Source organism: Salinicoccus sp. ID82-1 (assembly GCF_021991715.1).
GTDB classification, from domain to species: Bacteria; Bacillota; Bacilli; order Staphylococcales; family Salinicoccaceae; genus Salinicoccus; species Salinicoccus cyprini.
This window is the reverse complement of sequence record NZ_JAGFLY010000003.1, coordinates 112,915-138,038: the sequence shown is the minus strand read 5'-3', so window position 1 is coordinate 138,038 and position 25,124 is coordinate 112,915. Positions and strand designations below refer to the sequence as shown.

The window sequence follows — 25,124 nt, the reverse complement described above, 5'->3', positions numbered from 1 at the left end:
TACTGAAAAGGTACACGTTATAGAGTAGGGAAGATCACAAACTTACTAGGGGGAGATTTTTTGAAGAATTATGCATGGTTACTTATGCTCGCTTTTGTACTTGTACTTGGCGCTTGCGGAAATGGCGGTTCAGACTCTGGGGACTCGGGGGAAGGTTCCAGTAAATTGGCTGAACTTCAGGAAAGTGGCACAATCAACGTCGGGTTCGCAAATGAGCCACCTTACGCCTATCAGAATTCAGACAGCGGAGAACTTGAAGGTGCTGCAATCGACATTGCGACAGCGGTATTTGCAGAAATGGGCATCGATAATGTGGAAGGCCACCTGACGGACTGGGGAGAACTGATCCCGGGCGTACAGGCAGGACAGTATGATGTCATTACTGCCGGTATGGCGATTCTGCCGGACCGTTGTGAAAATGCCTTGTTTGCGGAACCTGAAATGCAGTATGGGGAAGGACTTGTTGTCCAAGCAGGCAACCCGCATGACATCCACAGCTATGCCGATATCGCAGAGAATCCGGATGTGACCGTAGCATTGATGGAAGGAACGACACAGTTCGACTTCCTCGAGCAGGAAGGTGTGGCATCAGACCAGATCATGTCGGTCGGTGATATCCCTGCGCAGCTTGCAGCTGTACAGTCCGGCAATGCTGACGTCGCAGCTGCGACAGAAGCAACATTGAGGGCAGCCTATGAATCACTCGGCAGTGAAGATGTGGAAGTCGTGGAAGACTTCGAACAGCCGGACATCGAAGGCATTCCAAGCTATGGTGCAGCCGCTTTCAACCTTGAGGATGAAGAACTGCGCACGGCCTACAATGAAGCACTGCAGACTTTGAAGGAAGACGGCACAATCGATGAAATTCTGGATAACTCACAGGGCTTTACTGCAGAAAACAACGCAGTTCCAGTCGATGGAATGACAACTGAACAACTGTGCGAAGGTTAATAATATTTCAAGGTCCAGTCATTCCTATGGAAATACTGGGCCTTTTCAATTGAAAGATAAGGAGTGAGGAAAAAATGTTCGAAACTGGGGTGAACATACTTACCTATCTGTCCCAGGGCGCCTGGACGACAATCAGCATCTTTCTAGTATCCACCCTGTTTTCTTTTATCATGGCTTTTGTCGCCGGCCTCATGAGGCTGGTGAAAAATCCACTGGTGCGTGGGTTCACCACGCTGTATGTTGAAATATTCAGGGGGACTTCCTTGATCGTCCAGCTGTTCTGGCTCTATTATGCAGTACCGATGCTGTTCAATATCGATCTTGGCAGCAACTTTTGGGTCGGTGTCATTGCGATCGCCCTGAACTACGGCGCTTACATGTCGGAAGTCGTCAGAAGTTCGATCCTCGCGATTGATAAAGGGCAGACGGAGGCAAGCATCGCACTGAACTTCTCTGGATTCCAGCGGATGCGGCATATCATACTGCCACAGGCACTCAGACTGATGCTGCCGGAATTCGGCAACTATTCAATACAGATACTTAAAGGGACGGCACTCGTCTCCCTGATCGGCTTGACCGATATACTCTACTATGGGGACATCTACCGTTCCTCGAATCTATCCGAAGGACCGATCGCCTATATGATGGTGCTGGTCATGTACTTCATCATTGCCCTGCCGCTCATATGGTTGTCGAAGAAAGGTGAAAAAATATCCAGAAGAGGGGTGGCCAGCTGATGACATACTGGAGTTGGGAAACGTTCATGGATGCTTTTCCGATTATTCTTGCCGGGTTGAAAATCACCCTCGGTCTGACTGTGGTCAGCTATGCGCTCGCCCTGATTGTCGGCTTCGTGTGGCTGGTGCTTGAATCGACACCATTCAGACCCTTTAACTTCATCATCTACTGGATCCGGGAGTTCATCCGGTCGACACCGCCGATTGTACAGATATTCTTCCTTTATTTCGCATGGCCGATGGTACCTTATATCGGTACATCGTTTACACCCTTCGTTGCAGCAATGCTTGCACTCGGCATTCATTTTTCCACCTATATCAGCGAAGTGTACCGTTCCGGTATTGAAAGCGTGGATAAAGGACAGTGGGAGGCATCGACGGCGCTCAATTTCTCGACGAGAGACAAATGGACGAAAATTGTACTGCCACAGGCACTGCCGCCGACCATACCGATGCTTGGAAACTATCTGATCATCCTGTTCAAGGAAGTACCACTTGCGGCAACCATCGGTGTCGTCGGCATACTGAGCCTGGCACGGAGCTACGGAGCGCAGACGTGGTCCTACATCGAACCGCTGACCATCGTTGCGATACTGTTCCTGCTGCTCAGCTATCCGTCTGCACTACTGATCCGAAAGCTTGAAAATAAAATGAATCGCCGATTTGAGAAGAAGCAGAAGAAAGTGAAGGTGGTTGAATAATGGAGCCGATTGTACAATATAAGGAAATTCACAAGTCATTCGGTGATACGCACGTCCTCAAGGGAATCAATCTCGACATCCGTCCAACGGAAAAAATTGCGATCATCGGTCCGAGTGGATCGGGCAAAACGACGATCATCCGTCTATTGATGACACTCGAGGAGCCGACGGACGGAGATATCTATGTCGCCGGAGAGAACCTCTGGAAGATGGAAGTAAAGGGGAAGATGAAACCAGCAAATGAAAAGCATCTGCGATCTGTGCGGAAGGACATCGGGATGGTGTTCCAGCACTTCAACCTTTTCCCGCACAAGACAATACTTGATAATTGCGTGACCCCACTGATACAGGTCAAGAAGATGAAAAAGGATGAAGCAGTCGACCTGTCCAAACAGATGCTTGATCGGGTAGGTCTCAGTGATAAGTACGATGCCTATCCATCCAATCTGTCAGGTGGGCAGAAACAGCGCGTCGCCATGGCACGCGCACTCGTCATGAAGCCGAAGATCATGCTTTTCGATGAAGTCACCTCCGCCCTCGACCCGGAACTCGTCGGTGAGGTGCTGGAAGTCATACGCGACCTCGCCGAACATGATGAAATGGCGATGATCCTCGTCACACACGAAATGGATTTTGCGCTTGAGATCGCAGATCGCGTCCTGTTTCTGGACGGGGGCGTCATCGCCGAATCCGGCACTGCTGATGAAGTCATCAACAAATCCGAGAATCCAAGATTGCAGGAATTCCTGAAACGCTTCAGAAAAGAAGAAGTATAGAAGGAGAAAAGCACGGGCCAATGGCCGGTGCTTTTTTGTGGGAATGCTGTTTATCGGGGGGGGTCCCTTATCCTCCCGCAAAAATAGAGACTCCGGAGGCAATTCGCCTCTGGAGTCTCAAACTACCACTTTATGCGTTTTCAAGTGCAAAGCCGGTACCGCCTTTTACTTGGAGGTAGGCTGTTCTGAGCGTTTCTTTCTCTTCTTTGCGGGTGTTTTCATCCCACTCGAGAAGGTCGCCCATCACGTTGATGACTGCATCTTTGTATTTTTCGACATTGGCGATATTGAAATAAAGATCACCTGTGCGTCTGACAAAGTAGTCGCGCGGATTCGCGGCCATTTCATGCTGGATGCTGTAGATGACTTGGGCATGGATGTCCTTCGGCAGCCCGTAATGCTCGGATGCAGCACCGAGGCTGCCGATGATTTCATATACGCGTTCGACATTGCTGCCGTAATGTCTGGCAAGTCGCTGCCCGTTTGTGATGGATAGGCCGTAGGATGGTGCGCGCTCTGACATGCGTGCGACGAAGTCTTCGAAGCCCGCGCTGCCACCGACGTCCCCGCCTGAGATCGGCTGGTTTTTCGTATCAGCTTTCCTGAATTTCAAACCGTATTCCTGCTGAAGTCGTTTCGCGACCAGATCCACGATTTCCTGTGCCATATGACGGTAGCCTGTCAGCTTGCCGCCAGCGATGGTGATGAGATCGCTCTTCGCTTCCCATATTTCATCCTTCCTGGAGATTTCGGAAGGGTCTTTGCCTTCTTCGTGGATGAGGGGTCTGATGCCTGCCCATGTGGATTCGATATGCGACTCATCAAGATCGAGGCCCGGGAACATGTTGTTTGTCGTATCGAGCAGATATTTGCGGTCCTCTGCTGTTGCGACTGGATCTTTCTTATCTCCTGTGTAGCGCGTGTCCGTCGTACCCATGTAGGTTTTGCCGTTTCTGGGGATGGCGAAAATCATGCGGCCATCGGACTTGGCATCGAAGTAGACTGCCTGATGGAGCGGAAAATTTTTCTCATCGAATACGAGGTGTACACCTTTTGACAGGAACAGCTGCTTCTTGCCTTTTTTGGATTCGGCATCGTGGGAGCGGACTTCATCCACCCACGGTCCCGTTGCATTGATGACGCGACGTCCAAGTATCTGGTACGATCCACCATCAATCTGATCTTCAGCGTGCACACCGACAACCTTGCCCTGATCATAGATGAATCCGACCGCTTTGACATGGTTGATCGGGTCTGCGCCGAATTCCGCCGCTTTCTTCATGACCTCAATCGTCATGCGTGCGTCATCGGTCTTGTACTCGACGTAGTATCCGCCACCGAGGAGTCCTTCACGTTTGACGAGCGGTTCTTTTTCGATGACATCATCCACGTTCAGCATCTTGCGCTGTTCGCTGCGTTTCACTTCTGCCAGCATGTCATAGACACGCAGGCCGATACTCGTTGTAAACTTCCCGAATGTTCCGCCTTTATGGAAGGGGAGCAGCATCCATTCAGGCGTTGTGACGTGTGGTCCATTTTCATAGACGATGGCACGTTCAATGCCTGTTTCACGTACAACACCAATTTGGAACTGCTTCAAGTAGCGCAGTCCGCCATGGACCAGTTTCGTGCTGCGACTGCTCGTTCCTTCAGCAAAGTCCTGCATTTCTACAAGTGCAACCTTCATTCCTCGCTTGGCAGCATCAAGGGCGATTCCCGCCCCGGTGATCCCACCACCAATAACAACAATGTCATAGTCGACTTTCTCCATATGTTGCAATTGATCTTTTCTAGTTAATGTGTTCAGCATTGAAATACCTCCTAGTTTTTTAGAAAAATAAAGGCCGCGCGGATCTTGGGTCTTTATTATGAAGCGTCTTTACTTATTCTTGAGATGCTTCGGCTTGAAGGCCTGGGTCGCCTGTACGGCGACCTGCCAGCCGTCATAGAGGGAGTCTCTTTGTTCCTGTTCCATCTCAGGTTCGAATACACTGTCTGTTTCGCTCACTTTTTTCAGTTCGTCGGTGGATTGCCAGAAGCCGACAGCGAGTCCTGCAAGGTACGCAGCACCGACAGCTGTAGTTTCAAGCACTTCAGGGCGTTCCACTCTCGTATTGAGAAGGTCAGCCTGGAACTGCATGAGGAAATCGTTGGCTGTTGCACCACCATCGACACGCAGTGTTTCAAGTTCGATGTTGCTGTCTTTCTGCATGGCATCAAGAACATCTTTCGTCTGGTAGGCGAGTGACTCGAGTGTCGCGCGGACAAAGTGTTCCTTTTCCGTGCCACGGCTGAGGCCGAATATTGCTCCCCGTGCTTCGGAATCCCAATAAGGAGCACCCAGGCCGGTGAATGCCGGAACCATGTAGACACCTTCAGTGGACTCGATGCGTTTGGCATAGGATTCCGACTGTGCAGAGTTGTTGAACATGCGCAGTCCGTCACGCAGCCACTGGATGGCCGAACCGGCAACGAAGATGGAACCTTCAAGTGCATATTTCACTTTGCCGTCGATGCCGTAGGCGATGGTGGTCAATAGACCGTTATCACTCTTGATGGCTTCCGTCCCTGTATTCATCAGCAGGAAACACCCTGTGCCATAAGTATTTTTAGCATCGCCTTCCTGGAAGCATGTCTGACCGAAGAGGGCTGCCTGCTGGTCACCGGCTACGCCGGCAATCGGTACATTGCGTCCGAAGAAGTGGGAAGTTGTCGTCTCACCGTATACTTCACTGGATGATTTCACTTCGGGCAGCATGGATGCCGGTACTTCGAGAAGTTCAAGCAGCTCCTGATCCCATTTCAAATCATATATGTTGTACATCAGCGTACGGCTGGCATTTGTGTAGTCCGTCACGTGGGCCGCGCCTTCAGTGAATCGCCAGATGAGCCATGTATCGATGGTGCCGAAGAGCAGGTCTCCATTTTCCGCCTTTTCACGGGCACCTTCCACGTTATCGAGGATCCATTTGACTTTCGTTCCGGAAAAATAAGGGTCGAGCAATAGGCCGGTTTTATTACGGAATGTTTCTTCATGCCCCTGTGACTTCAGTGTGTCACAGATCTCCGCCGTCTGACGGGACTGCCAGACGATGGCGTTATAGACCGGACGGCCGGTATTCTTGTCCCAGACGACTGCAGTCTCCCTCTGGTTGGTGATGCCGATACCTTCGACCTGCTCCGGCCGGATATCGTTTTCAGTCATGACCCCTGCCACGACCGCAAGAACGGAACTCCATATTTCATTGGCGTTATGCTCCACCCAGCCGGACTGTGGGAAGTACTGTTTGAATTCCGCCTGGTTCGTGCCGACGATATCCCCTTCTTTATTGAATAGGATGGCACGGGAACTTGTTGTCCCCTGGTCGATTGATAGAATATACTTTTCCATGTTGATTCATTCCCCTTTACTTTGAATTTGCTAGATTGTTCCTATGGAGACTATAGCAGTTTTGAGGCTTTCCCCTTGAGCAGGCTTTTATTAAGAAATACCCCTAGCGCGAGAACCAAAACAGTGAATACGATTGCAAGGAAAAGGAACATGTTCATCTCCGCGAGAAATATTGCGTTATAGACTGAAGCACCGAGTGCACCGCCAGCCAATGGACCGAGTACCGGAACGATGCCATATGCAAAATTGGACTTGCCTTTGCCTGGAATCGGCATGATGAAGTGGGCAAGTCTTGGACCGAGGTCACGTGCCGGGTTGATGGCATAGCCTGTTGTACCACCGAGACTGAGACCGATTGCTGTAATCAGGAAGCCGACGATCAGCGGGTTCAGACCTTCTGTAAAATCGTTCGCTCCGATGAACAGCAGCCCCATCACAAGGATGAAAGTACCGATGATCTCACTGACGAAGTTGGACACGTAGTTCGGCAGTGCTGGCCCGGTCGAGAATACGCCGAGTTTAGCACCCGGATCTTCTTCAGCTTTGAAGTGCGGCATGAAGTGCAGCCATACGAGGAAAGCTCCGAACATGGCGCCGAGTACTTGTGCGATGATGTATGGGATTACCATTCCCCATTCGAACGTGCCTGCAAAAGCAAAGCCGAGTGTAACAGCCGGATTGATGTGTGCACCTGAGACCTGTCCGACAGCATAGATTGCGAATGTTACCGCAAATCCCCATCCGAATGCGATAACGACCCAGTCGGCCCCTTTTGCCAGAGATCCCTTCAGATTGACGTTGGCAACAACGCCGCCCCCGAACAGGATCAGAATGGCCGTACCGATAAATTCTGCAATGTAGACATTCATTGCAAATCACTCCTTTGTTTGTTTGTTGGCTAATAAAACATAAAAAAACCCACACTGATAGCTATGTACAAGCTATAAATGTGGGCTCTGTTTCTCCGTGTCCTATTAACTTATCCTTAATCTACCTTAAAATGATAGCGCTGTCAACACCTGTTATGCATCATCACATATGATTGTCCGGACTGAACCAGAGTTCCGTCTTGCTCGTAGTCACATATTTTGCGCCGGCAGCAATCGCATCATCGACTTCCCGCTGTGTCTCGATCAGCCCGCCGGCTATGACTTCGGCATCCACTTCCTGCTTGAACAGGTGGATCACCTTCGGTACAACGCCCGGCAGTATCTCGATCAGTTTCGGCTCGGACTGTCTGATGAGTTCGATGCTTTTTTCAATGGCTGATGAATCGATGACGAATACACGCAGTATCGTCTCCATGCCGAGCTGGTTGGCTTTCTTGATGACACGACTGCGTGTCGTGACAATGCCGGTCGGCTTGTACTTCTGATGGATGAATTCAAGCGATGCGGTATCCACGGAAAGACCTTTGATCAGATCCAGATGCAGATAGACATCGAACCCATGCTTCTTGATGGTGGTGAGGTGGCTTTCCAGATGTCCGATATGCATGTCCAGAACGACACAGGCACGGTAGCGGCTCCCGATCAGTTTCTCGAAATCTTTCATTGAACGGATTGCAGGTAGGATTTTCATGCCATTGCACCTTCATTTCTAGTTTATTGGTCCAGTTCATCATAGAGGATTGATGCGGCATTGTATAGTAATTGAAAATTCGGGTATAGATAGTCACAATGGTGGACAGTATCCAGCATGCTGGTTGAAAGAGTGGACGGACCACCTGCATATTATTTATAGAAGAAACACGTCCAATGATGTTCTCGCAGGAGGGAAATACATGAAAACATCACGCAGTAATGACATGCTCAAAAATCTGCTTGGCGTGGATCACGCCATCATCCAGTCCCCGATGGCGGGCGGCATTACGACACTCAGGCTCGTCAGCGCCGTATCGAAAGCAGGTGGGCTTGGCATGATCGGTGCCGGCGGACTGGAACCGGAAGACTTGAGAAAGTTGATCCGGGATCTGAAGAAGGATGCCGGAACATTCGGTGCCAATCTTTTCGTACCGTGGCAGTTCAAAGTGACTGAACAGGGGGTTTCAGAAGCATATGAAGCATTGAAGCCGCTCTATGAAAGATTCGATCTTGATCAGCGCACAGTCTCCCCCGTTGCCTATGAGGATGTTGAAAATAAATTCAATGAACGGATTGAAGTGATCATCGAGGAGCAGGTCCCCGTATGTTCATTCATCTTCGGCATTCCATCCCACCAGCAGATAGAGCGTCTGAAGGAAGCGGGCATCATTCTGATCGGCACTGCGACAACGGTCAAGGAGGCTGAAATGGTGGAGCGCGCAGGCTTTGATGCAGTCGTTCTGCAAGGGGTGGAAGCAGGGGGCCACCGGGGTTCATTTCTGGACCCGGTGGAAGATAGTCTGGTTGGTCTGATGAGCCTGATTCCGGAAGCTGCGGATCATCTGTCGATTCCGCTCATTGCCTCAGGTGGCATCATGGACGGCCGCGGCATCGCAGCAGCACGGATACTCGGTGCTGCAGGCGTCCAGCTCGGTACAGCATTCATCTCCACTGAGGAGAGCGGTGCACACGCGGTCCATAAGAATGCACTGTCTGCCGATAGGGATGTCCCTTCCGTACTGACACGTGTATTCACCGGACGCGCGGCCCGGGCAATCAAGAACACGTTCATCAAGGATATGTCCGAGCATACGAAAAGAATGGTGGATTATCCTGTGCAGCGCACTCTGACGCAGCCGATACAGGATGCTTCGAAGGCGCAGAACAGTACCGACTATGCCATGCTGCTAGCCGGGCAGGGAAAAGCCATGGCGAGATACATGTCAGCTGCTGAACTCGTCCAGCAGCTGGTTGTAGAGACAGAGGAGCTCGGCATTGTCATATAGCAGGAACATGAAAAGACCCAACCGATGGTTGGGTCTTTTCGATATGATCAATGATTATGCTGTGCTTCGTTCGTATCTTCCGGCTTCAGGATGAGATCCAGAATGACGAGTGTCAACGTGATCAGTACTGCAAGCAGTACGCCGCTCCATACATTGTAAGGTCCGCCGCCGCCGAGACTGTTCAGTACGAAGTTAACCATCTGTGTAAGCATAAGTGCCCAGATGAAACTGATGATATACCGCATGGTCCTGCCTCCACTACAAATTTAGATAAACTAATGATAACTTAAAACACTTTCAATGTATAGTAGTAAAAGAAATAAAAAAATAGTTGTCATATTTGTATGATAGAAAACAGTGTATTATAATGTAAGCGGTTACATATTGCCGTAAAAAAATGGAAAACAAGTTGAAATGGTTTATGCATTAGTGTATATTTAATACTCATAAATACTTAAATATTGTTGCAATTCAAAAAACGAGTGTTGCAAATTAATTTTCTGACACGTACAATATACTAAGATGATTTCATGTTCAGATGCAATTATTTGAAACTGGTACATATTTATTTTTCCGAATATTCCTTATTTTCCAGGATGAAGGTTGCACGATGTATGATATGAAACGAAGAAAGAATGGGTGAAAATAGATGTCTGAAAAGCTGATAGAAGTAAAAAATCTGACAACCTCTTTTAAAATCGGGACCAAGTACTTTCCGGCAGTCGATGATGTGACATTCAGCATCAAGCCGAATGAAGTACTTGCACTTGTAGGAGAGTCGGGTTCAGGAAAAAGTGCCACGGCATTCTCACTGATGGGGCTGCACAGAAAAGCCCGCATCGAAGGGGAGGTCAATTTTCAGGGTCAGAACCTTCTGAAACTGAATGAAGGCAAGATGAATAAAATACGTGGGGGCGACCTGGCTATGATCTTCCAGGATCCGATGACAGCCCTCAACCCACTGATGAAGATAAAGCAGCAGATTGTTGAAACGCTCAAGATACATAATACGAAATCGAAAAGTGACCGGGACAAATATGCTGTGGAACTGCTCGATCGTGTCGGTATCCCGAGGCCCGACCGTGTGGCAGAAGCGTATCCGCATGAACTGTCCGGCGGCATGCGCCAGCGCGTCGTCATTGCAATCGCAATCGCGAACCGTCCGAAGCTGCTGATCGCGGATGAACCGACAACAGCACTCGACGTGACAATACAGGCACAGATTCTTGACCTGATCCGGGAACTGCAGGAAGACCTGAACTCAGGCGTCCTTTTGATCACCCATGACCTCGGTGTTGTGGCTGAGATGGCCGACCGTGTCGCCGTCATGTATGCCGGGCAGATTGTCGAAGTAGCACCGGTCAGGGAACTGTTCAAGAACCCGCAGCATCCATATACGCGTTCTCTGCTGAACTCTCTGCCATCCGAAGACATGCTGGGTAAAAAGCTGCATGTCATCCAGGGTGTTGTACCGGCGCTGAACAAGATGGACCGGACTGGCTGCCGCTTTGCACCGCGCATTCCATGGATCAGTGCATCCGCGCATGAAGAGAATCCCCAGTTGCGGGAAATTGCAGACGATCACTTCGTACGCTGTACGTGCTACAAGCATTTTACGCTCGAAGGTGAATCCACACAGGATGTCGGCGTTGAGGAATACCAGCTTGAAACAGGCGTCAGAGGAGGCAGGGCACGATGAACCTATTGGAAATTAAAGACCTGAAAGTCCATTACCCGATCAAGGGCGGCTTCTTCAATACGGTCAAAGATCATGTCAAGGCTGTGGACGGAGTGAGCATCAGCATTCCTGAAGGGACGACATATGGACTGGTCGGTGAATCCGGCTCCGGCAAGACGACAACAGGCAAGGCTGTAATGGGGCTTAATCCTGTCACAAGTGGAGAAATCTATTTTGATGGCACCAAGCTGAATACAAAAGGGAAGTCGGTGGATGTCAGAGATGATATCCAGATGATCTTCCAGGATCCATATTCATCACTCAATCCGCGTAAACGTGTATTCGATATCGTGGCGGAACCGATCAGGAACTATCATAGACGGTCGAGGAGCGAACTCGTTCCGGAAGTTTTGAGACTGCTGGAGCGAGTCGGTCTGCCACCCGGATCCCTCTATAAGTATCCGCACGAATTTTCAGGTGGACAGCGTCAGAGAATCGGTGTGGCGCGGGCAATCGCACTGAACCCGAAGCTGATCATTGCAGATGAGCCAGTATCAGCACTCGACGTGTCCGTACAGGCCCAGGTGCTCAACTTCATGCAGGATATCCAGCAGGACATGAATCTTACGATGATGTTCATCGCTCACGATCTCGGTGTTGTCAGGCACATGTGCAAGCACATCGGCATCATGTATCAGGGGCGCCTTGTAGAAGAGGGCAGAGCTGAAGATATTTTCAGCAACCCTCAGCATATCTATACAAAAAGACTGATTGCGGCAATTCCTGATACAGATGTGGATGAAATCGAAAGCAACCTTGCCATGAGACAGAAGGTCAAGGAAGAGTATGAACAGAACTTTGTCGATCATCTTGACGAAGAGGGCAGAGCTTTCCCGCTGCAATCCATTTCAGAGACGCACAGAGTCGCGCTACCGGTGAAAGGTTGATGAAAAAATGCTGAAATTTACTATAAGAAGACTGCTGATCACATTTCCGCAGCTCGTCGTATTGAGTGTCCTTGTTTTCATAATGGGTTCCATGATGCCCGGAGATGCACTATCCGGGCTGATTGATCCAAACATACCTGCAGAAGCAATACAGGCAAGAAGAGAAGCACTTGGCCTGGACAACCCATGGTACATACAGTACAGGGATTGGATATTCGCAATGTTCCAAGGCGATTTCGGAACATCGATCTTCCACCAGCGTCCGGTCATGGATGTCATCGGCGATCGTCTGATGAACACAATCTGGCTGTCACTGTTCTCCACAGTACTGATCTACCTGCTCGGTCTGCCACTTGGTCTCATATCCGGTCGATATAACGATTCTCTGCTCGATAATGCCATCACCGGCTATACATACCTTGGTTTTGCAACGCCGCAGTTCATATTCGGTCTTGTCGTCCTATGGATATTCGGCTACAACCTTGGATGGTTCCCGACAGGCGGGTCCGTTGCACCGGGTGTGGCACCAGGAAGTCTGGACTATGTACTGAGTAAAATAAACCACCTTGTACTGCCAAGTTTTGCGATTGCGCTGATCGGACTGGTCGGTACTGTCCAGTACTTGAGAAGCGGCATCATCGAGACGAAGCAGAAGGATTTCATCATCCTTGCCCGTGCAAAAGGCGTTAAAGAATCCGCTGTATACAACAAGCACATTTTCAGAAACTCGATTCTTCCGATCGCAGCATTCTTCGGCTACGAAATCGTTGCACTGCTCGGAGGTTCCATCTTCATAGAAATGATCTACAGCTATCCGGGTATGGGCAGACTGTTCGTCGATTCCATATCCACACGTGACTTCAGCGTGGCCAACGTTCTGATCCTGCTCTATGGGTTCATGGCGATTGTAGGCGCCCTGCTGTCCGATATCATTCTGAGTATCGTTGATCCGAGGATCCGCATCAAATAAGGAGGAGCGTATAAAGTGAGCAATAGAAATGACTACAATCAGAATTCCGATAATGAACGTACAGAACGAACGCGTCTCCGTCAGCAGGAGCTGGATCGGCGCAATACGGAAAGTGATGACATGCCAAGGGATGGTGATCCTTTCGAAGCCAGGTCGAATGACGACCACACATATGAAAAAGGCGACATGGACATGAGCATCAAAGCGGACATACAGCATGGTGCTGCCGGCCACGGCGCCCTCGATTCGAAGAACCTGCCGAGAAGTACACCCGGCTGGAAGATCATCATCCAGGAAGTCATCGCCGATAAGCTGGCTTTATTTTCACTGATCATCTTCACTATCATTACCGCCTATGTTTTCGGTCTGACGATGTTTCTCGACAGGGAGCAGATTGTCATGGTCGACCTGTTCGCCATCAACCAGGCGCCCGATGAAACATTCAGGCTCGGTACCGACTATGGCGGTCGGGACATATTCGGCCAATTGATCATCGGAACGAGAAACTCGCTTGCAATCGGTATTCTCGTTACATTGATGAGTGTCGGTTTCGGTATCGTCTTCGGTGTGGTGTCCGGCTACTTCGGTGGTCAGATCGACAACATCATGATGCGTATTGTGGATTTTTTCATGGTCCTGCCATTCCTCATGATCGTCATCGTCTTCGTTACAATCACACCAACATACAACATCTACACATTTTCTTTGATAATGGCAGCGTTCCTCTGGACGGGTACCGCAAGGCTTGTCCGTTCACTCGCCATACAGGAACGTGAACTGGACTATATCAATGCTTCCAGAACACTCGGCAGTTCACACGCCAAGATTGTATTTACACAGCTGATGCCGAACCTTGTCGGTATCATCATCGTCAATGGCACATTGTCGCTCGCGGCGAATATCGGTATAGAGTCGGGGCTGTCCTTCATCGGATTCGGTTTCCCGGAAGATACGCCATCTCTCGGTACACTGATGGCCTATGCGACCAACGCACAGACACTGCAGCACAGACCATGGATCTGGGTGCCGGCAGCAATCATGATACTTGTACTCATGCTATGTGTCCGCAACATCGGCGAAGCGATGAGACGTGCAGGAGATGCCAGACAGAGACAGGCTTGATTTTCAGGGCCCCATATGAAATGGGGCTCTTATTATGAAATAAAAAGTAAGCGATTTTATTGAAATAACTAAATTTTAGGAATTATTAACAATTAAGTGTCATAATACAAATTTATTGAAAATTTTAAACAAAACAGCATTGATATTTCAGATAATTATGATAATATTATGCATAGATGAATAAATCACATATTTTTGACAAGTGATTTATTTACATATTATGGTACTAAGTTTCAGCCTTAAACTGAACTTGAGTATATATCAGTTTAAATTATCTAAATGAAGAGGGAGGAAGTATGATGGCAAAATTTTCGTGGTCGAAATTGATGTTCTTCACAATGCTCATCATGGTGCTTGCACTTGCTGCATGTGGTGGAGGATCATCAGAGGAAGAAACAACTGAAGAAGCTTCCGGCGATGCAAGCTCGGAAGAGACGACAGAAGAAAGCACTGAAGAAGAAACAGAAGAAGGGTCCAGCGAGGATTCAGCTTCTGGTGACGTATACAACTATGAAGACTTCGGTACGACAGTATCGAATGAAGGGGAACCTGCTGAAGGGGGTACATTGAATGTGGGCCTGACTTCAGATACACCGTTTGAAGGCACACTGAACTTCAACTTCTATTCAGGAAATCCTGACTTTGAAGTCATCAGCCTGTTCGATGAGCCACTGTTCACGATGGATGAAGATTTCCAGTATACAAATGATGGTGCACTCCAGTATGAAGTAAACCAGGATGATAACACTGTCACTTTCACACTGCAGGAAGGCGTCACTTGGCACGATGGTGAACCACTGACAATCCAGGACTATGTCTATGCATACGAAGTGATCGGTGATCCCGAGTATCCGGGCGTACGTGGTGCGACTGACGGTTTCACTCTGATCGAAGGCTACAATGAATTCAAAGCAGGAGAAGCGGATTCCATCTCCGGTATCGAAGTAGTGGATGATCAGACAGCAGTATTTACCTACACGGAACTTGCACCATCCCTTACAGCAGGCGGGTTCTGGCCTTATGCACTGCCTGAGCACCACTATGAAGGGGTTGCAGTAGCTGAGATGCCTGAAGCACCACAGACACGTGAAAACCCTATCGGAATCGGACCTTATAAAGTAGATTCTGTTACACCAGGGGAAGCCGTTGTAATGTCCAAATTCGAAGACTACTGGAGAGGCGAACCGAATCTTGACGGTGTAACATTGAGCGTCGTTTCACCATCTTCTGTAGCGAATGCTATGGAAACTGGCGAAATCGACTTCGCAATCAACTTCCCGACTGACCAGTATCCGGATGTAGAGGGTATGGAAGGTGTGGAATGGCTGGCAAACATCGAGGGTGCCTACACTTATATCGGTTTCAAACTGGGTGAGTGGAATGAAGATGAAGGCCGAGTAAACTACATGCCTGAAGAATCCAAAATGGGCGATCCGGAACTTCGTCGTGCAATGTGGCACGCAATGGATAACGAAGCTGTCGGCAACCGTTTCTATAATGGACTGCGCTGGAAAGCAACGACTCTGATCACACCTTACCATGCAAACTGGCACGATGACAGCGTTGAAGTGCCACAGTATGATCCTGAAGAAGCAAACCGTATTCTCGATGAAGCAGGATACGAAGATGTCGATGGGGACGGCTTCCGTGAAACACCAGAAGGCGAACCACTTGAAATCAACTTCGCTTCCATGTCCGGTGGCGATACAGCTGAACCACTTGCCAACTACTACATCCAATCCTGGAAAGAAGTCGGCCTGAACGTACAGCTTACCAACGGACGCCTGATCGAGTTCAACACATTCTACGATATGGTTGAAAATGACGATCCAGCAGTAGATATCTATCAAGGTGCATGGGGTGTTGGTTCCGACGTCGACCCTTACGGTCTCTACGGTCCGGATGTAACATTCAACTACCCACGCTATGCAACTGAAGAGAGCACTCAGCTGATGGAAAGAGGAAACTCTGCAGAAGCATTCGATCTCGAAACAAGACAGGAGATCTATAACGAATGGCAGGCACTCATGGTTGAAGAAATGCCTGTAATCCCGACACTCTACAGAGCATATGTTGTTCCTGTAAACGAAAGAGTTGTCAACTACAGCATCGAACTCGGTTTCAATGAAGAAACAGCACCTTACAACTGGGGTGTCACAGAAGTTCAGGAATAAGATGCACTGAAAGCATCCATGCCTATTGCATGGATGCTTTTTTTGTTGTATGAGCACGCCCGATGTGATAGATTAGTACCTAGTGATAATATGAGATTATAAGGTGTGATCAAATGAAAAGAGTCGGCGTATTGGGCTTGGGTACGTATGTACCGGAGAAAGTGTTCACCAATCATGATTTTGAAAAGATTCTTGACACTTCAGATGAATGGATTACAGAAATGACGGGAATCAAGGAACGCCGTTATGCAGAAGGAATGGAGACGAGCGACATGGCGTATGAAGCCGCCAGGGAAGCGATCGAAAATTCCGGAATAGATAAAGAGGAGATCGATCTGGTCATTGTGGCAACATCTACAGGCGACCACCAGTTTCCGACAGTCGCAACTGTACTGCAGCACAGACTGGGTTTGAGGCAGGTTCCATCAATGGATCAGCTGGCAGCCTGTACAGGCTTCATCTATGGTATGGTGACCGCCCAGCAGTTCATCCAGACGGGCACCTATAAGAAAGTGCTTGTTGTCGGAGCGGACAAACTGTCCAAAATCACCGATTTCTCCGATCGTTCAACAGCCGTCCTTTTCGGAGATGGCGCCGGTGCAATCGTCATGGGTGAAGTGTCGGAAGGATACGGCATGCATTCATTTGAACTCGGCAGCAATGGCGCGGGGGGCCCCTACCTCTACGATGAAGCTGAAACAGGCAATATAAAGATGAATGGCCGCGAAGTCTACAAGTTTGCTGTCAGACAGATGGGCGAATCCAGTGTCAATGTGACTGAAAAGGCTGGATTGAGCAAAGATGATATAGATATGCTAGTGCCTCACCAGGCAAATATAAGGATTATGAATGCTGCACGTGAACGTATGGACCTCCCACAGGAAAGAATGAGTACCACTGTAGATAAATACGGGAATACTTCAGCGGCATCCATACCATTAAGTATCCATCACGAGATTAAAAATGGTAAAATAAAATCAGGAGACACTCTCGTTCTGGTCGGCTTTGGCGGCGGCCTGACATGGGGTGCGATCTGCCTGACATGGGGAGACAATAAGGAGGAGACTCATGGATAAGAGAAGAGTAGTAATTACGGGTATCGGTGCGTTGACACCAATCGGCAATTCCGCGCCCGAAACATGGGAGAATGCCCTTAAGGGAGTCAATGGCGTTGATAAGATTACTCGCATAGATAACAGCGAGTACAATGTCCATGTCGCAGGAGAACTCAAGAACTTCGACATCGAAAACTACATGGATAAGAAAGAAGCACGTCGCATGGACCGCTTCACGCAGTATGCGATGGTCGCTTCCGACGAAGCTGTTGCAGACAGCGGACTCGATATTACGGATGACAACCGTGAGCGTATCGGTGTATGGATCGGCTCAGGTATCGGTGGCATCCAGGCACTGGAAGATGGATTCAAAGTGCTCTACGAAAGAGGACCACGTCGTGTAAGTCCTTTCTTCGTACCGATGATGATACCGGATATGGCAAGCGGCCAGGTATCCATCAAGCATGGTCTTAAAGGTCCGAATGGTGCTACAGTAACGGCTTGTGCCACAGGTACAAACTCGATCGGTGAAGCATTCAAGTTCATCGAACGCGGTCAGGCGGACGCGATGGTCACTGGAGGTACGGAAGCACCGATCACCAGAATGGGTGTTGCAGGTTTCCAGGCCAATAAAGCACTGACGACTTCGGATGATCCAAACAAGGCCTCCCGCCCATATGACAAGAACAGAGATGGATTTGTCATCGGAGAAGGTGCAGGTATTGTAGTGCTCGAAGAACTCGAACACGCAAAGGCCCGCGGTGCAAAAATCTATGGGGAAGTTGTCGGCTATGGTACGACAGGCGACGCCCACCATATTACAGCACCTGCAGAAGAAGGAGAAGGCGGCGCACGTGCAATGCTCGAGGCAATGAAGGATGCAGGCATAAAGCCTGAAGAAATCGGCTACGTCAACGGACATGGAACAAGTACACCGTACAATGACATGTTCGAAACAATGGCCATCCGCAACGTCTTCAAAGACCATGCCTACAAGCTGCTCGTCAACTCCACCAAATCAATGACAGGACACCTGCTCGGCGGTACCGGCGGCATGGAAGCCATCATTACAGCACTCAGCCTGAGAGATGGTAAAGTTCACCCGACAATCAATCTGGAAACACCAGACCCTGACTGCGATCTGAACTACGTCACAGAAGGTGCAGTAGAAGCAGACTTGAAGTATGCCATCTCAAACAGCTTCGGCTTCGGCGGACACAACGCCAGCCTGGTATTCAAAAAGTATGATGAATAGATAGATGATGAAACCTGTCTTCCTTAATGAGGGAAGGCAGGTCAGATTGAAGACAAACTCCGTTTTGACACGGCGTTTGTCTTCTTTTTATATATTCTGATTGATCTCGGATCGTAGGCGCTGCCATGGCAAGTTAGAGGGCTAACTCACCATCGTAGGCGCTACCATGGCGAGTTAACGGGCTAATTCACCATCGTGGGGTCTACCATGGCGAGTTAGAGGCTTAATTCACCATCGTGGACGCCGCCATGGCAAGTTAACGGGCTAATTCACCATCGTAGGCGCCGCCATGGCGAGTTAACGGGCTAATTCACCATCGTGGGGTCTACCATGGCGAGTTAGAGGCTTAATTCACCATCGTGGGCGCCGCCATGGCGAGTTAGAGCGCCAATTCACCATCGTGGACGCTACCATGGCGAGTTAACGGGTTAATTCACCATCGTGGGGTCTACCATGGCGAGTTAGAGGGCCAACTCACCGTCGTGGGCGCTACCATGGCGAGTTAACGGGCTAATTCACCATCGTGGGGTCTACCATGGCGAGTTAGAGCGTCAATTCACCATCGTGGGCGCCGCCATGGCGAGTTAGAGGGCCAATTCACCGTCGTAGGTGCTACCATGGCAAGTTAGAGGGCTAATCTCATTCCCACTGGCACATCCCCAACAAACTTGATGATGCAAGCAGAAAAAGCCGCTTCTTCTTCCTCTTCACGTAGTAGCCGGTAATAAAAAAGACGGATCAGAGCACTGATCCGTCTATCATCCATATCATCCATATCATCCATATCGTCTATCTGCGTTTTCTGCCGAGCCCCATGGCGCGTTCCATCTTCTCCACCATTTTGTCTGCTTTTCTGGAGGCTTTTTCAGCGCCCTGGTCCAGAATGTCATCGAGTTCTCCACTTTCCAGATAGTGGTCCACTTTATTCTGGAAGTCGATCAGGAATGATTCGACGACTTCGCCAAGTTCGGCTTTGAAAACACCGTAATTGCTGTCTTCATACTGTTTCTCAAGGTCTGCAATGCTCTTTTCGGTCAAAGCGGCATAGATGGTCAGAAGGTTGGATATGCCTGGCTTCTCTTCCTTGTCGTATTTCACTTCGCTGCTCGAATCTGTCACTGCGCTGCGTATTTTCTTGGCCGCAGCTTTCGGATCATCGAGTAGAGAGATGAAACCTTTCTGGTTATCATCGCTTTTCGACATCTTCTTCGTCGGATCGTTCAGACTCATGATGCGTCCGCCGACTTCCGGATGCTTGACTTCGGGAACAGTCAATATATCATTGTATCTGGAATTGAAGCGTTCTGCCATATTGCGTGTCAGTTCGAGGTGCTGCCCCTGATCTTCACCGACAGGTACAACGTCTGTCCCGTAGATCAGAATGTCCGCCGCCATCAGGGATGGATATGTCAGAAGGCCGACACTGATGCCATCACGCTGATTCTGCCTGCGTGCCTTGTCCTTGAACTGTGTCATGCGCTCCAGTTCTCCGATGTAGCCGACACATTGCATCATCCATGCGGCCTTGGCGTGGGCTGCCACTTCACTCTGGATGAAGAGGGTGATTTTTTCTGGATCAAGTCCCGACGCCAGATAGATGGCTGCGAGTTTCCGTGTGTTTTCCCTCAGTTTCAGTCTGTCCTGTGGGACGGTTATCGCATGCTGGTCGACGATGCAGAAGTATGCATCGTATTCATCCTGCATCTCTGCAAACTGCTTGTAGGCGCCGATGTAGTTTCCTATTGTAGGTATGCCGCTTGGCTGAACGCCTGAAAATAATGTTTTCATCTCGTAATCACCTTTATGTTAGTCATTATTTATATGATAATAAAATTCCGGCCACCTTGCAATACAGGAGGTATCGGAGTGGTGACATAAATTTGGCATAATTTTTCTAAAAATTTGCGTGATTATTACATGATTCTCATTTAGTTTTAATCTTTACCCTGTATACTACAGAGTGTAAATAAGGTTTATACCGAAATTTATCAAGTTTCACGAAAAATCATGTCAATTCAGATTAGAAAACAGTCAAAACGGGTATAAACTAATATTACAAATCTTTTTGAAATTGGAGTGTGAGTTGTATGGTAACACTTTTTACTTCTCCAAGCTGCACATCATGCCGCAAAGCGAAAGCATGGTTACATGAACACGAAATTCCTTATACTGAAAGAAATATATTCTCTGAACCACTTGGACTCGATGAAGTGAAAGCGATTCTTAGAATGACTGAGGATGGCACGGATGAAATTATTTCTACAAGATCAAAGACTTTCCAGAAGCTCAATGTAGATATCGACAGCATGCCGATGCAGGAACTCTATACATTGATCATGGAGAATCCTGGTCTACTCAGAAGACCGATCATCATGGACGAAAAACGTCTGCAGGTAGGATACAACGAAGATGAAATTCGTCGTTTTCTTCCGCGCACAGTAAGAACATTCCACTTGAACGAAGCGAAGCGTCTCGCTGAGCTGTAGGTGCTGTTCTTCCTTACAAACAACAATATACTTACAATCAAGATGCCCGCGGATTGCTTGAAATCCACGGGTATTTTGGCGTATAATGACATGACAATTCTAAAAGTGGTTTTAGCATTTCGGAATAAGGTATAATATAGATAAGAATCATACTTGAGGGAGAGGAGTGAGAAGTATGAGGATTGAAAGAATTGATGAGTCGACAATCAAGTTTTTCATTACCTACCAGGACATCGAGAAACGTGGGTTTGATAAAGAAGATCTATGGATGAACCGCAAACGTGGAGAAGAGTTCTTCTGGTCCATCATGGATGAAGTGAACCACGAGCAGGAAGAAGATTTTTCAATGGAAGGACCGCTATGGATTCAGGTGCATGCCTATGATAAAGGTATCGAAGTGGTCGTTTCCAAATCCCAGGATGATAAACCATTCTCTACGGAGCAGACGCCTATGGATATAAATAATAATGATGTTGAACAGTTCCTCGAAAATATCGCCGCAGACTCGGAAGAAGTGACACCAATCACAAAAGAACCTGTCATGGTCAAATTCGATGAGTTCGAAGACCTTATCAAGTATACGCACGAGGTGGAAGTTGACGAAACCGTCTACGAAGACCTTCTTATTGCACATAAAGGCAGCTACTACTATCAGATTTTCTTCGACTATCGTATGGATTTCATGGACATGGAACGCATTGAAGCAAAACTTCTCGAATACAGTTCTCCCGCCGAACTATCCAGCATGGTGGTGGAGGAGTACGGTAAAGTCATCATGAGTATGAACGTAAGAAGCAAAGTAAGAAAGTTTTTTAAAGAAAAATAATTTACTTGTATAGAAAATAAATCAAAAGCCTCCTTTTCTACCATATATAGAAGAGGAGGTTTTTTCTATGTTCATCGCACATGATAAAAATGGTATCAGAATCACAGCGAAGGAGGCACTAAAAGGCACGCACTACTTCTGTCCGGTGTGCGGATCGTCTGTCACCTTCAAATCCGGCAGCGTCAAGACACCGCATTTCTCGCATCACCGCATCATGGACTGTGTCCGTTATCTTTACAAGAAGGAGTCGCTTGCGCATCTGGATGCAAAACATACGCTCTATCTGGCACTGAACCGCCATCCTGTCGCAATGGAGTACTACCTGAAGGAAATCGAGCAGATTCCGGATCTGCTGATCGATCGCACTCGTGCGCTTGAAATCCAGTATTCAACCATTTCACCGGAGCTCATCGTTGAACGGTCACGGGGCTATCACTCCCTCGGCATGGAGGTCATCTGGCTGCTGGATGAGGCGGCACTGCGCATCAACGCGGGCTGCATCATACCGACGCACTTTCAGCTGTCCACCGTCTTCAATGCGTCACTCTTCAGCTACTCCAACAAGCATGGACGTCTGAAGAGATGGACACTTCTGCATCATAGAGGGGGCAGCCGCTACACATACACCGCTGAAGTCCTTGCTCCTGACGCACTCGCCGGTCCGCTTCCGGCAGCACCCGTTGCACCAATCAGACTGGATCAGGACGACATCAGACGCATGATCCGCCATGCACGCCAGCAGAAGAGCCGTTTGAACCCGACGCTCACTTTTCTGTATCAGCTGGGGCTCGATCCGGAGAATCTGCCGGCACATCTCTGCCATAGTGTCGAAGCAGAGCGATGGATCATGAATTCGCCATTGGAATGGAAGCTCTATATCATGCATGCGCTCGATAAGGGGACATTCGACTGGAACCAGTTCAGCCGCTTCATCCGGCTGCGCACCACACAGCAGGTGCCGGACAGGCAGAAAGTACTCAGAAGTTTGATTGATGCCTATAAATCGTTATATATTTCACAATAAGTTTCGATACTTGAAATTTATCGGAAATATTGAGAAAATTATATTATCTTGAAAGTGGAGGGAAAGTCATGGCAAAAGTCATTACACGTGAAGAACAGGAAGAGAAATATACATGGAATCTTGAAACAATCTTCGAATCGGATGAAGCATTCGAAGAAAAGTATAAAGAATTGGAAGGGCGTCTCGGTGAAGAGGCACAGTTCCAGGGCAGGATCGATTCGTCGGCAGTGCTCGCTGAAGCGCTGGAAACGGAACGTGCCATCAGTGATGAAATCGGCAAGCTGTTCGTCTATGCCCATCTCAAGCACGACCAGGATACTTCGAATGATACATACAGTGCGCTCGAGTCGAAAGCCCGCACGCTGGTTGTAAAGTTCAATACTGCATGGAGCTTCCTCGTACCGGAAATCATGAAGATCGATCAGGATACTCTTGAGGAGTGGCGCCAGGATGACCGCCTTTCCGAATTCTCCTTCGATCTAGAGAAGCTCAACAAGAAGCGCGCCCACGTGCTCAGTGACAAGGAGGAGAAGCTGCTCGCACAGGCGGGTGAAGTCATGTCGAGCCCGACATCGACATTCGGCATGTTCAACAATGCAGACCTCGAATTCCCGGATGCAGTGGATTCAGAAGGCAAGGCGCATGCGCTGACGCAGGGCACGTACATCGACCTGCTCAAGTCAGGCGACCGCACACTCAGGCAGTCGGCATACGAGAATCTGTACAGCACATATGGTGCCTTCAGGAATACACTCAGCCAGACGCTGCAGGGTGTCGTCAGCACGCACGTATTCCAGGCTCAGGCACGCGGCTATGATTCCGCAAGGCATCAGGCGCTGTCCAACAACTTCATTCCGGAAGCAGTATACGACAACCTCGTGAAGACGGTGAACGACCATCTGCACCTCATGCACCGCTATACGGAACTGCGCAGGAAGCAGCTCGGTCTTGACAAGCTCAGGATGTATGATGTCTATACACCAATGATCAAAGACGTCGAATTCGAAATGACCTACGAGGAGGCGAAGGACTGGATGCTCAAGTCCCTCGAGCCGATGGGGGACACGTATCTCAACATCATCAAGGAAGGGCTCGAAAACCGCTGGGTGGACGTCTACGAAAATAAAGGCAAGAGAAGCGGCGCATATTCCTCCGGCACATACGGCACAAATCCGTTCATCCTGATGAACTGGCAGGATAACGTCAACAATCTGTTCACGCTGACCCACGAGTTCGGGCACAGTGTACACAGCTACTACAGCAGGCAGAACCAGCCATCCAATGCGTCCGGCTATTCCATTTTCGTCGCCGAGGTCGCCAGCAATTTCAACGAGGCACTGCTTGCCGACTACATGTTCAGAAATCTCGAAGATACGAAGAAGAAGCTCTACCTGCTGAATGAGCAGCTGGAAGGGTTCAGAGGCTCCGTCTTCAGACAGACGATGTTTGCAGAATTCGAGCATAAGATCCATTCCATGAAGGAAGCGGGCGAACCGCTGACTGCCGGCAGCCTGAATGCGGTATACGGGGAACTGAACCGCAAGTACTTCGGTGACGCGGTGGAATATGATGAATTCATCGATGTGGAATGGGCGAGGATCCCGCACTTCTACATGAACTACTACGTATACCAGTATTCCACCGGCTACGCAGCAGCTGCGAGCCTGTCGAAGCAGGTGCTTGAAGGGGACAGCGCAGTGGCGGAACGCTATATCAACGAATTCCTCAAAAAAGGATCTTCCGACTATCCGATCAACGTGCTGAAAAATGCCGGCGTCGATATGACGACAAGCGAACCGATCGAAAATGCAATGAAAGTATTCGAGTCGCAGCTCGACCAGTTCGAAGCACTACTGGCAGAACTTTAGAGAATGCATTGGCCTCCCATTGGATTTTTATTCATTGGGAGGAATTTTCTGATAACATGGCGGAAGGGTCATGTCCATAATTTATATACAAGTTTACAAGTGGATGCGTTTTCATTATGACAGTCTTGTGAAGACGTGTTCAAAATGTTGTCTGGACACTATTTACGTGGTATATTTTAGACATGAAATTTTTATCACTAAAACATACCCCTTTGTTTAAAAAGTGAAAAATTTCTCCCATCCCCTTTGTTTGAGCAGCACACTATAGAAGGTGTGCTGCTTTTTTATTTATTC

23 protein-coding genes are annotated in these 25,124 nt (G+C 48.8%); 16 read left to right on the top strand and 7 right to left on the bottom strand.

Annotated elements, in window-relative coordinates; translation table 11 throughout:
* The first annotated feature begins 60 nt into the window (after positions 1-60).
* From ehuB to J4760_RS08465, 4 genes are all read left to right on the top strand, one after another.
* A complete protein-coding gene (ehuB, locus tag J4760_RS08480) occupies positions 61-951 on the top strand; it encodes an ectoine/hydroxyectoine ABC transporter substrate-binding protein EhuB (protein WP_370637553.1) in 891 nt (296 codons plus the stop codon).
* A 74-nt stretch (positions 952-1,025) separates the two neighbouring features.
* Positions 1,026-1,688, top strand: coding sequence for an ectoine/hydroxyectoine ABC transporter permease subunit EhuC (ehuC, locus tag J4760_RS08475; RefSeq protein ID WP_145284200.1), 663 nt, complete (start codon positions 1,026-1,028; stop codon positions 1,686-1,688).
* Positions 1,688-2,389, top strand: coding sequence for an ectoine/hydroxyectoine ABC transporter permease subunit EhuD (ehuD, locus tag J4760_RS08470; RefSeq protein WP_145284203.1), 702 nt, complete (start codon positions 1,688-1,690; stop codon positions 2,387-2,389). Before ehuC ends, ehuD begins: the two co-directional genes overlap by 1 nt.
* Complete coding sequence (locus tag J4760_RS08465; RefSeq protein WP_370637560.1) at positions 2,386-3,165, top strand: amino acid ABC transporter ATP-binding protein; 780 nt, start codon at positions 2,386-2,388, stop codon at positions 3,163-3,165. Before ehuD ends, J4760_RS08465 begins: the two co-directional genes overlap by 4 nt.
* Before the next feature lie 130 nt (positions 3,166-3,295).
* On the opposite strand, the gene J4760_RS08460 is transcribed toward J4760_RS08465, so the two are convergent.
* The 4 genes from J4760_RS08460 to J4760_RS08445 all read right to left on the bottom strand — a co-directional run bounded on the left by J4760_RS08460 (position 3,296) and on the right by J4760_RS08445 (position 8,137).
* Positions 3,296-4,975 carry a glycerol-3-phosphate dehydrogenase/oxidase gene (locus tag J4760_RS08460; RefSeq protein WP_237605435.1) on the bottom strand — a complete coding sequence of 560 codons (1,680 nt, stop codon included), beginning with the start codon at positions 4,973-4,975 and terminating at the stop codon, positions 3,296-3,298.
* Between the two features lie 69 nt (positions 4,976-5,044).
* Positions 5,045-6,556, bottom strand: coding sequence for a glycerol kinase GlpK (gene glpK, locus J4760_RS08455; RefSeq protein ID WP_237605434.1), 1,512 nt, complete (start codon positions 6,554-6,556; stop codon positions 5,045-5,047).
* Positions 6,557-6,606: 50 nt separating this feature from the next.
* On the bottom strand, positions 6,607-7,425 hold the full coding sequence (locus J4760_RS08450) for an MIP/aquaporin family protein (protein ID WP_145284215.1): 819 nt from the start codon (positions 7,423-7,425) through the stop codon (positions 6,607-6,609).
* A 163-nt stretch (positions 7,426-7,588) separates the two neighbouring features.
* Positions 7,589-8,137: a glycerol-3-phosphate responsive antiterminator gene (locus J4760_RS08445; protein WP_237605433.1), complete on the bottom strand. Its 549-nt coding sequence runs from the start codon at positions 8,135-8,137 to the stop codon at positions 7,589-7,591.
* A gap of 202 nt (positions 8,138-8,339) precedes the next feature.
* Here J4760_RS08445 and J4760_RS08440 point away from each other — a divergent pair, with 202 nt between their 5' ends.
* Positions 8,340-9,425: an NAD(P)H-dependent flavin oxidoreductase gene (locus J4760_RS08440; protein WP_237605432.1), complete on the top strand. Its 1,086-nt coding sequence runs from the start codon at positions 8,340-8,342 to the stop codon at positions 9,423-9,425.
* A gap of 47 nt (positions 9,426-9,472) precedes the next feature.
* On the opposite strand, the gene J4760_RS08435 is transcribed toward J4760_RS08440, so the two are convergent.
* Positions 9,473-9,670, bottom strand: a complete 198-nt coding sequence (locus J4760_RS08435) for a YjzD family protein (protein ID WP_145284221.1) — start codon at positions 9,668-9,670, stop codon at positions 9,473-9,475.
* A gap of 404 nt (positions 9,671-10,074) precedes the next feature.
* Here J4760_RS08435 and J4760_RS08430 point away from each other — a divergent pair, with 404 nt between their 5' ends.
* The 7 genes from J4760_RS08430 to fabF all read left to right on the top strand — a co-directional run bounded on the left by J4760_RS08430 (position 10,075) and on the right by fabF (position 18,626).
* Positions 10,075-11,124 carry an ABC transporter ATP-binding protein gene (locus J4760_RS08430; RefSeq protein WP_237605431.1) on the top strand — a complete coding sequence of 350 codons (1,050 nt, stop codon included), beginning with the start codon at positions 10,075-10,077 and terminating at the stop codon, positions 11,122-11,124.
* Positions 11,121-12,050 (top strand): ATP-binding cassette domain-containing protein, encoded by a 930-nt coding sequence (locus J4760_RS08425; protein ID WP_237605430.1) that lies wholly within the window; start codon positions 11,121-11,123, stop codon positions 12,048-12,050. Before J4760_RS08430 ends, J4760_RS08425 begins: the two co-directional genes overlap by 4 nt.
* A gap of 7 nt (positions 12,051-12,057) precedes the next feature.
* Positions 12,058-13,020: an oligopeptide ABC transporter permease gene (gene opp4B, locus J4760_RS08420; protein ID WP_145284230.1), complete on the top strand. Its 963-nt coding sequence runs from the start codon at positions 12,058-12,060 to the stop codon at positions 13,018-13,020.
* Positions 13,021-13,035: 15 nt separating this feature from the next.
* Positions 13,036-14,142 carry an ABC transporter permease gene (locus tag J4760_RS08415; RefSeq protein WP_237605429.1) on the top strand — a complete coding sequence of 369 codons (1,107 nt, stop codon included), beginning with the start codon at positions 13,036-13,038 and terminating at the stop codon, positions 14,140-14,142.
* Positions 14,143-14,441: 299 nt separating this feature from the next.
* Positions 14,442-16,316, top strand: a complete 1,875-nt coding sequence (locus J4760_RS08410; protein WP_237605428.1) for an oligopeptide ABC transporter substrate-binding protein — start codon at positions 14,442-14,444, stop codon at positions 16,314-16,316.
* 113 nt (positions 16,317-16,429) lie between these two features.
* The gene (locus J4760_RS08405) at positions 16,430-17,392 is read left to right on the top strand and encodes a beta-ketoacyl-ACP synthase III (RefSeq protein ID WP_237605427.1); all 963 of its coding nucleotides are present in this window, start codon (positions 16,430-16,432) and stop codon (positions 17,390-17,392) included.
* Positions 17,385-18,626 carry a beta-ketoacyl-ACP synthase II gene (fabF, locus tag J4760_RS08400; protein WP_145284239.1) on the top strand — a complete coding sequence of 414 codons (1,242 nt, stop codon included), beginning with the start codon at positions 17,385-17,387 and terminating at the stop codon, positions 18,624-18,626. The genes J4760_RS08405 and fabF overlap by 8 nt, the downstream gene beginning before the upstream one ends.
* A 625-nt stretch (positions 18,627-19,251) precedes the next feature.
* On the opposite strand, the gene J4760_RS08395 is transcribed toward fabF, so the two are convergent.
* Both J4760_RS08395 and trpS read right to left on the bottom strand, forming a co-directional pair.
* On the bottom strand, positions 19,252-19,410 hold the full coding sequence (locus tag J4760_RS08395; protein ID WP_237605426.1) for a hypothetical protein: 159 nt from the start codon (positions 19,408-19,410) through the stop codon (positions 19,252-19,254).
* A 5-nt stretch (positions 19,411-19,415) separates the two neighbouring features.
* Positions 19,416-20,414, bottom strand: a complete 999-nt coding sequence (trpS, locus tag J4760_RS08390; protein ID WP_237605425.1) for a tryptophan--tRNA ligase — start codon at positions 20,412-20,414, stop codon at positions 19,416-19,418.
* A 299-nt stretch (positions 20,415-20,713) separates the two neighbouring features.
* Between trpS and spxA the strand changes: the two genes are divergently transcribed.
* The 4 genes from spxA to pepF all read left to right on the top strand — a co-directional run bounded on the left by spxA (position 20,714) and on the right by pepF (position 24,830).
* Positions 20,714-21,112 carry a transcriptional regulator SpxA gene (spxA, locus tag J4760_RS08385; RefSeq protein WP_145284245.1) on the top strand — a complete coding sequence of 133 codons (399 nt, stop codon included), beginning with the start codon at positions 20,714-20,716 and terminating at the stop codon, positions 21,110-21,112.
* Between the two features lie 175 nt (positions 21,113-21,287).
* Complete coding sequence (locus J4760_RS08380) at positions 21,288-21,938, top strand: adaptor protein MecA (protein WP_237605424.1); 651 nt, start codon at positions 21,288-21,290, stop codon at positions 21,936-21,938.
* 67 nt (positions 21,939-22,005) lie between these two features.
* Positions 22,006-22,962, top strand: a complete 957-nt coding sequence (locus J4760_RS08375; protein ID WP_237605423.1) for a competence protein CoiA — start codon at positions 22,006-22,008, stop codon at positions 22,960-22,962.
* 68 nt (positions 22,963-23,030) lie between these two features.
* Positions 23,031-24,830 (top strand): oligoendopeptidase F, encoded by a 1,800-nt coding sequence (gene pepF / locus J4760_RS08370; protein WP_237605422.1) that lies wholly within the window; start codon positions 23,031-23,033, stop codon positions 24,828-24,830.
* The last annotated feature ends 294 nt before the right edge of the window (positions 24,831-25,124 follow it).

What these genes read in the sequence shown, in the direction of transcription:
- ehuC (WP_145284200.1), top strand. Translation starts at nt 1,026, where the DNA reads ATGTTCGAAACTGGGGTGAACATACTTACCTATCTGTCCCAGGGCGCC.
- J4760_RS08425 (WP_237605430.1), top strand. Translation starts at nt 11,121, where the DNA reads ATGAACCTATTGGAAATTAAAGACCTGAAAGTCCATTACCCGATCAAG.
- J4760_RS08375 (WP_237605423.1), top strand. Translation starts at nt 22,006, where the DNA reads ATGTTCATCGCACATGATAAAAATGGTATCAGAATCACAGCGAAGGAG.
- J4760_RS08410 (WP_237605428.1), top strand. Translation starts at nt 14,442, where the DNA reads ATGGCAAAATTTTCGTGGTCGAAATTGATGTTCTTCACAATGCTCATC.
- ehuD (WP_145284203.1), top strand. Translation starts at nt 1,688, where the DNA reads ATGACATACTGGAGTTGGGAAACGTTCATGGATGCTTTTCCGATTATT.
- J4760_RS08405 (WP_237605427.1), top strand. Translation starts at nt 16,430, where the DNA reads ATGAAAAGAGTCGGCGTATTGGGCTTGGGTACGTATGTACCGGAGAAA.
- glpK (WP_237605434.1), bottom strand. Translation starts at nt 6,556, where the DNA reads ATGGAAAAGTATATTCTATCAATCGACCAGGGGACAACAAGTTCCCGT.
- J4760_RS08430 (WP_237605431.1), top strand. Translation starts at nt 10,075, where the DNA reads ATGTCTGAAAAGCTGATAGAAGTAAAAAATCTGACAACCTCTTTTAAA.
- J4760_RS08380 (WP_237605424.1), top strand. Translation starts at nt 21,288, where the DNA reads ATGAGGATTGAAAGAATTGATGAGTCGACAATCAAGTTTTTCATTACC.
- J4760_RS08460 (WP_237605435.1), bottom strand. Translation starts at nt 4,975, where the DNA reads ATGCTGAACACATTAACTAGAAAAGATCAATTGCAACATATGGAGAAA.
- J4760_RS08440 (WP_237605432.1), top strand. Translation starts at nt 8,340, where the DNA reads ATGAAAACATCACGCAGTAATGACATGCTCAAAAATCTGCTTGGCGTG.
- J4760_RS08435 (WP_145284221.1), bottom strand. Translation starts at nt 9,670, where the DNA reads ATGCGGTATATCATCAGTTTCATCTGGGCACTTATGCTTACACAGATG.
- J4760_RS08445 (WP_237605433.1), bottom strand. Translation starts at nt 8,137, where the DNA reads ATGAAAATCCTACCTGCAATCCGTTCAATGAAAGATTTCGAGAAACTG.
- spxA (WP_145284245.1), top strand. Translation starts at nt 20,714, where the DNA reads ATGGTAACACTTTTTACTTCTCCAAGCTGCACATCATGCCGCAAAGCG.
- fabF (WP_145284239.1), top strand. Translation starts at nt 17,385, where the DNA reads ATGGATAAGAGAAGAGTAGTAATTACGGGTATCGGTGCGTTGACACCA.
- J4760_RS08395 (WP_237605426.1), bottom strand. Translation starts at nt 19,410, where the DNA reads ATGGATGATATGGATGATATGGATGATAGACGGATCAGTGCTCTGATC.
- pepF (WP_237605422.1), top strand. Translation starts at nt 23,031, where the DNA reads ATGGCAAAAGTCATTACACGTGAAGAACAGGAAGAGAAATATACATGG.
- opp4B (WP_145284230.1), top strand. Translation starts at nt 12,058, where the DNA reads ATGCTGAAATTTACTATAAGAAGACTGCTGATCACATTTCCGCAGCTC.
- J4760_RS08450 (WP_145284215.1), bottom strand. Translation starts at nt 7,425, where the DNA reads ATGAATGTCTACATTGCAGAATTTATCGGTACGGCCATTCTGATCCTG.
- trpS (WP_237605425.1), bottom strand. Translation starts at nt 20,414, where the DNA reads ATGAAAACATTATTTTCAGGCGTTCAGCCAAGCGGCATACCTACAATA.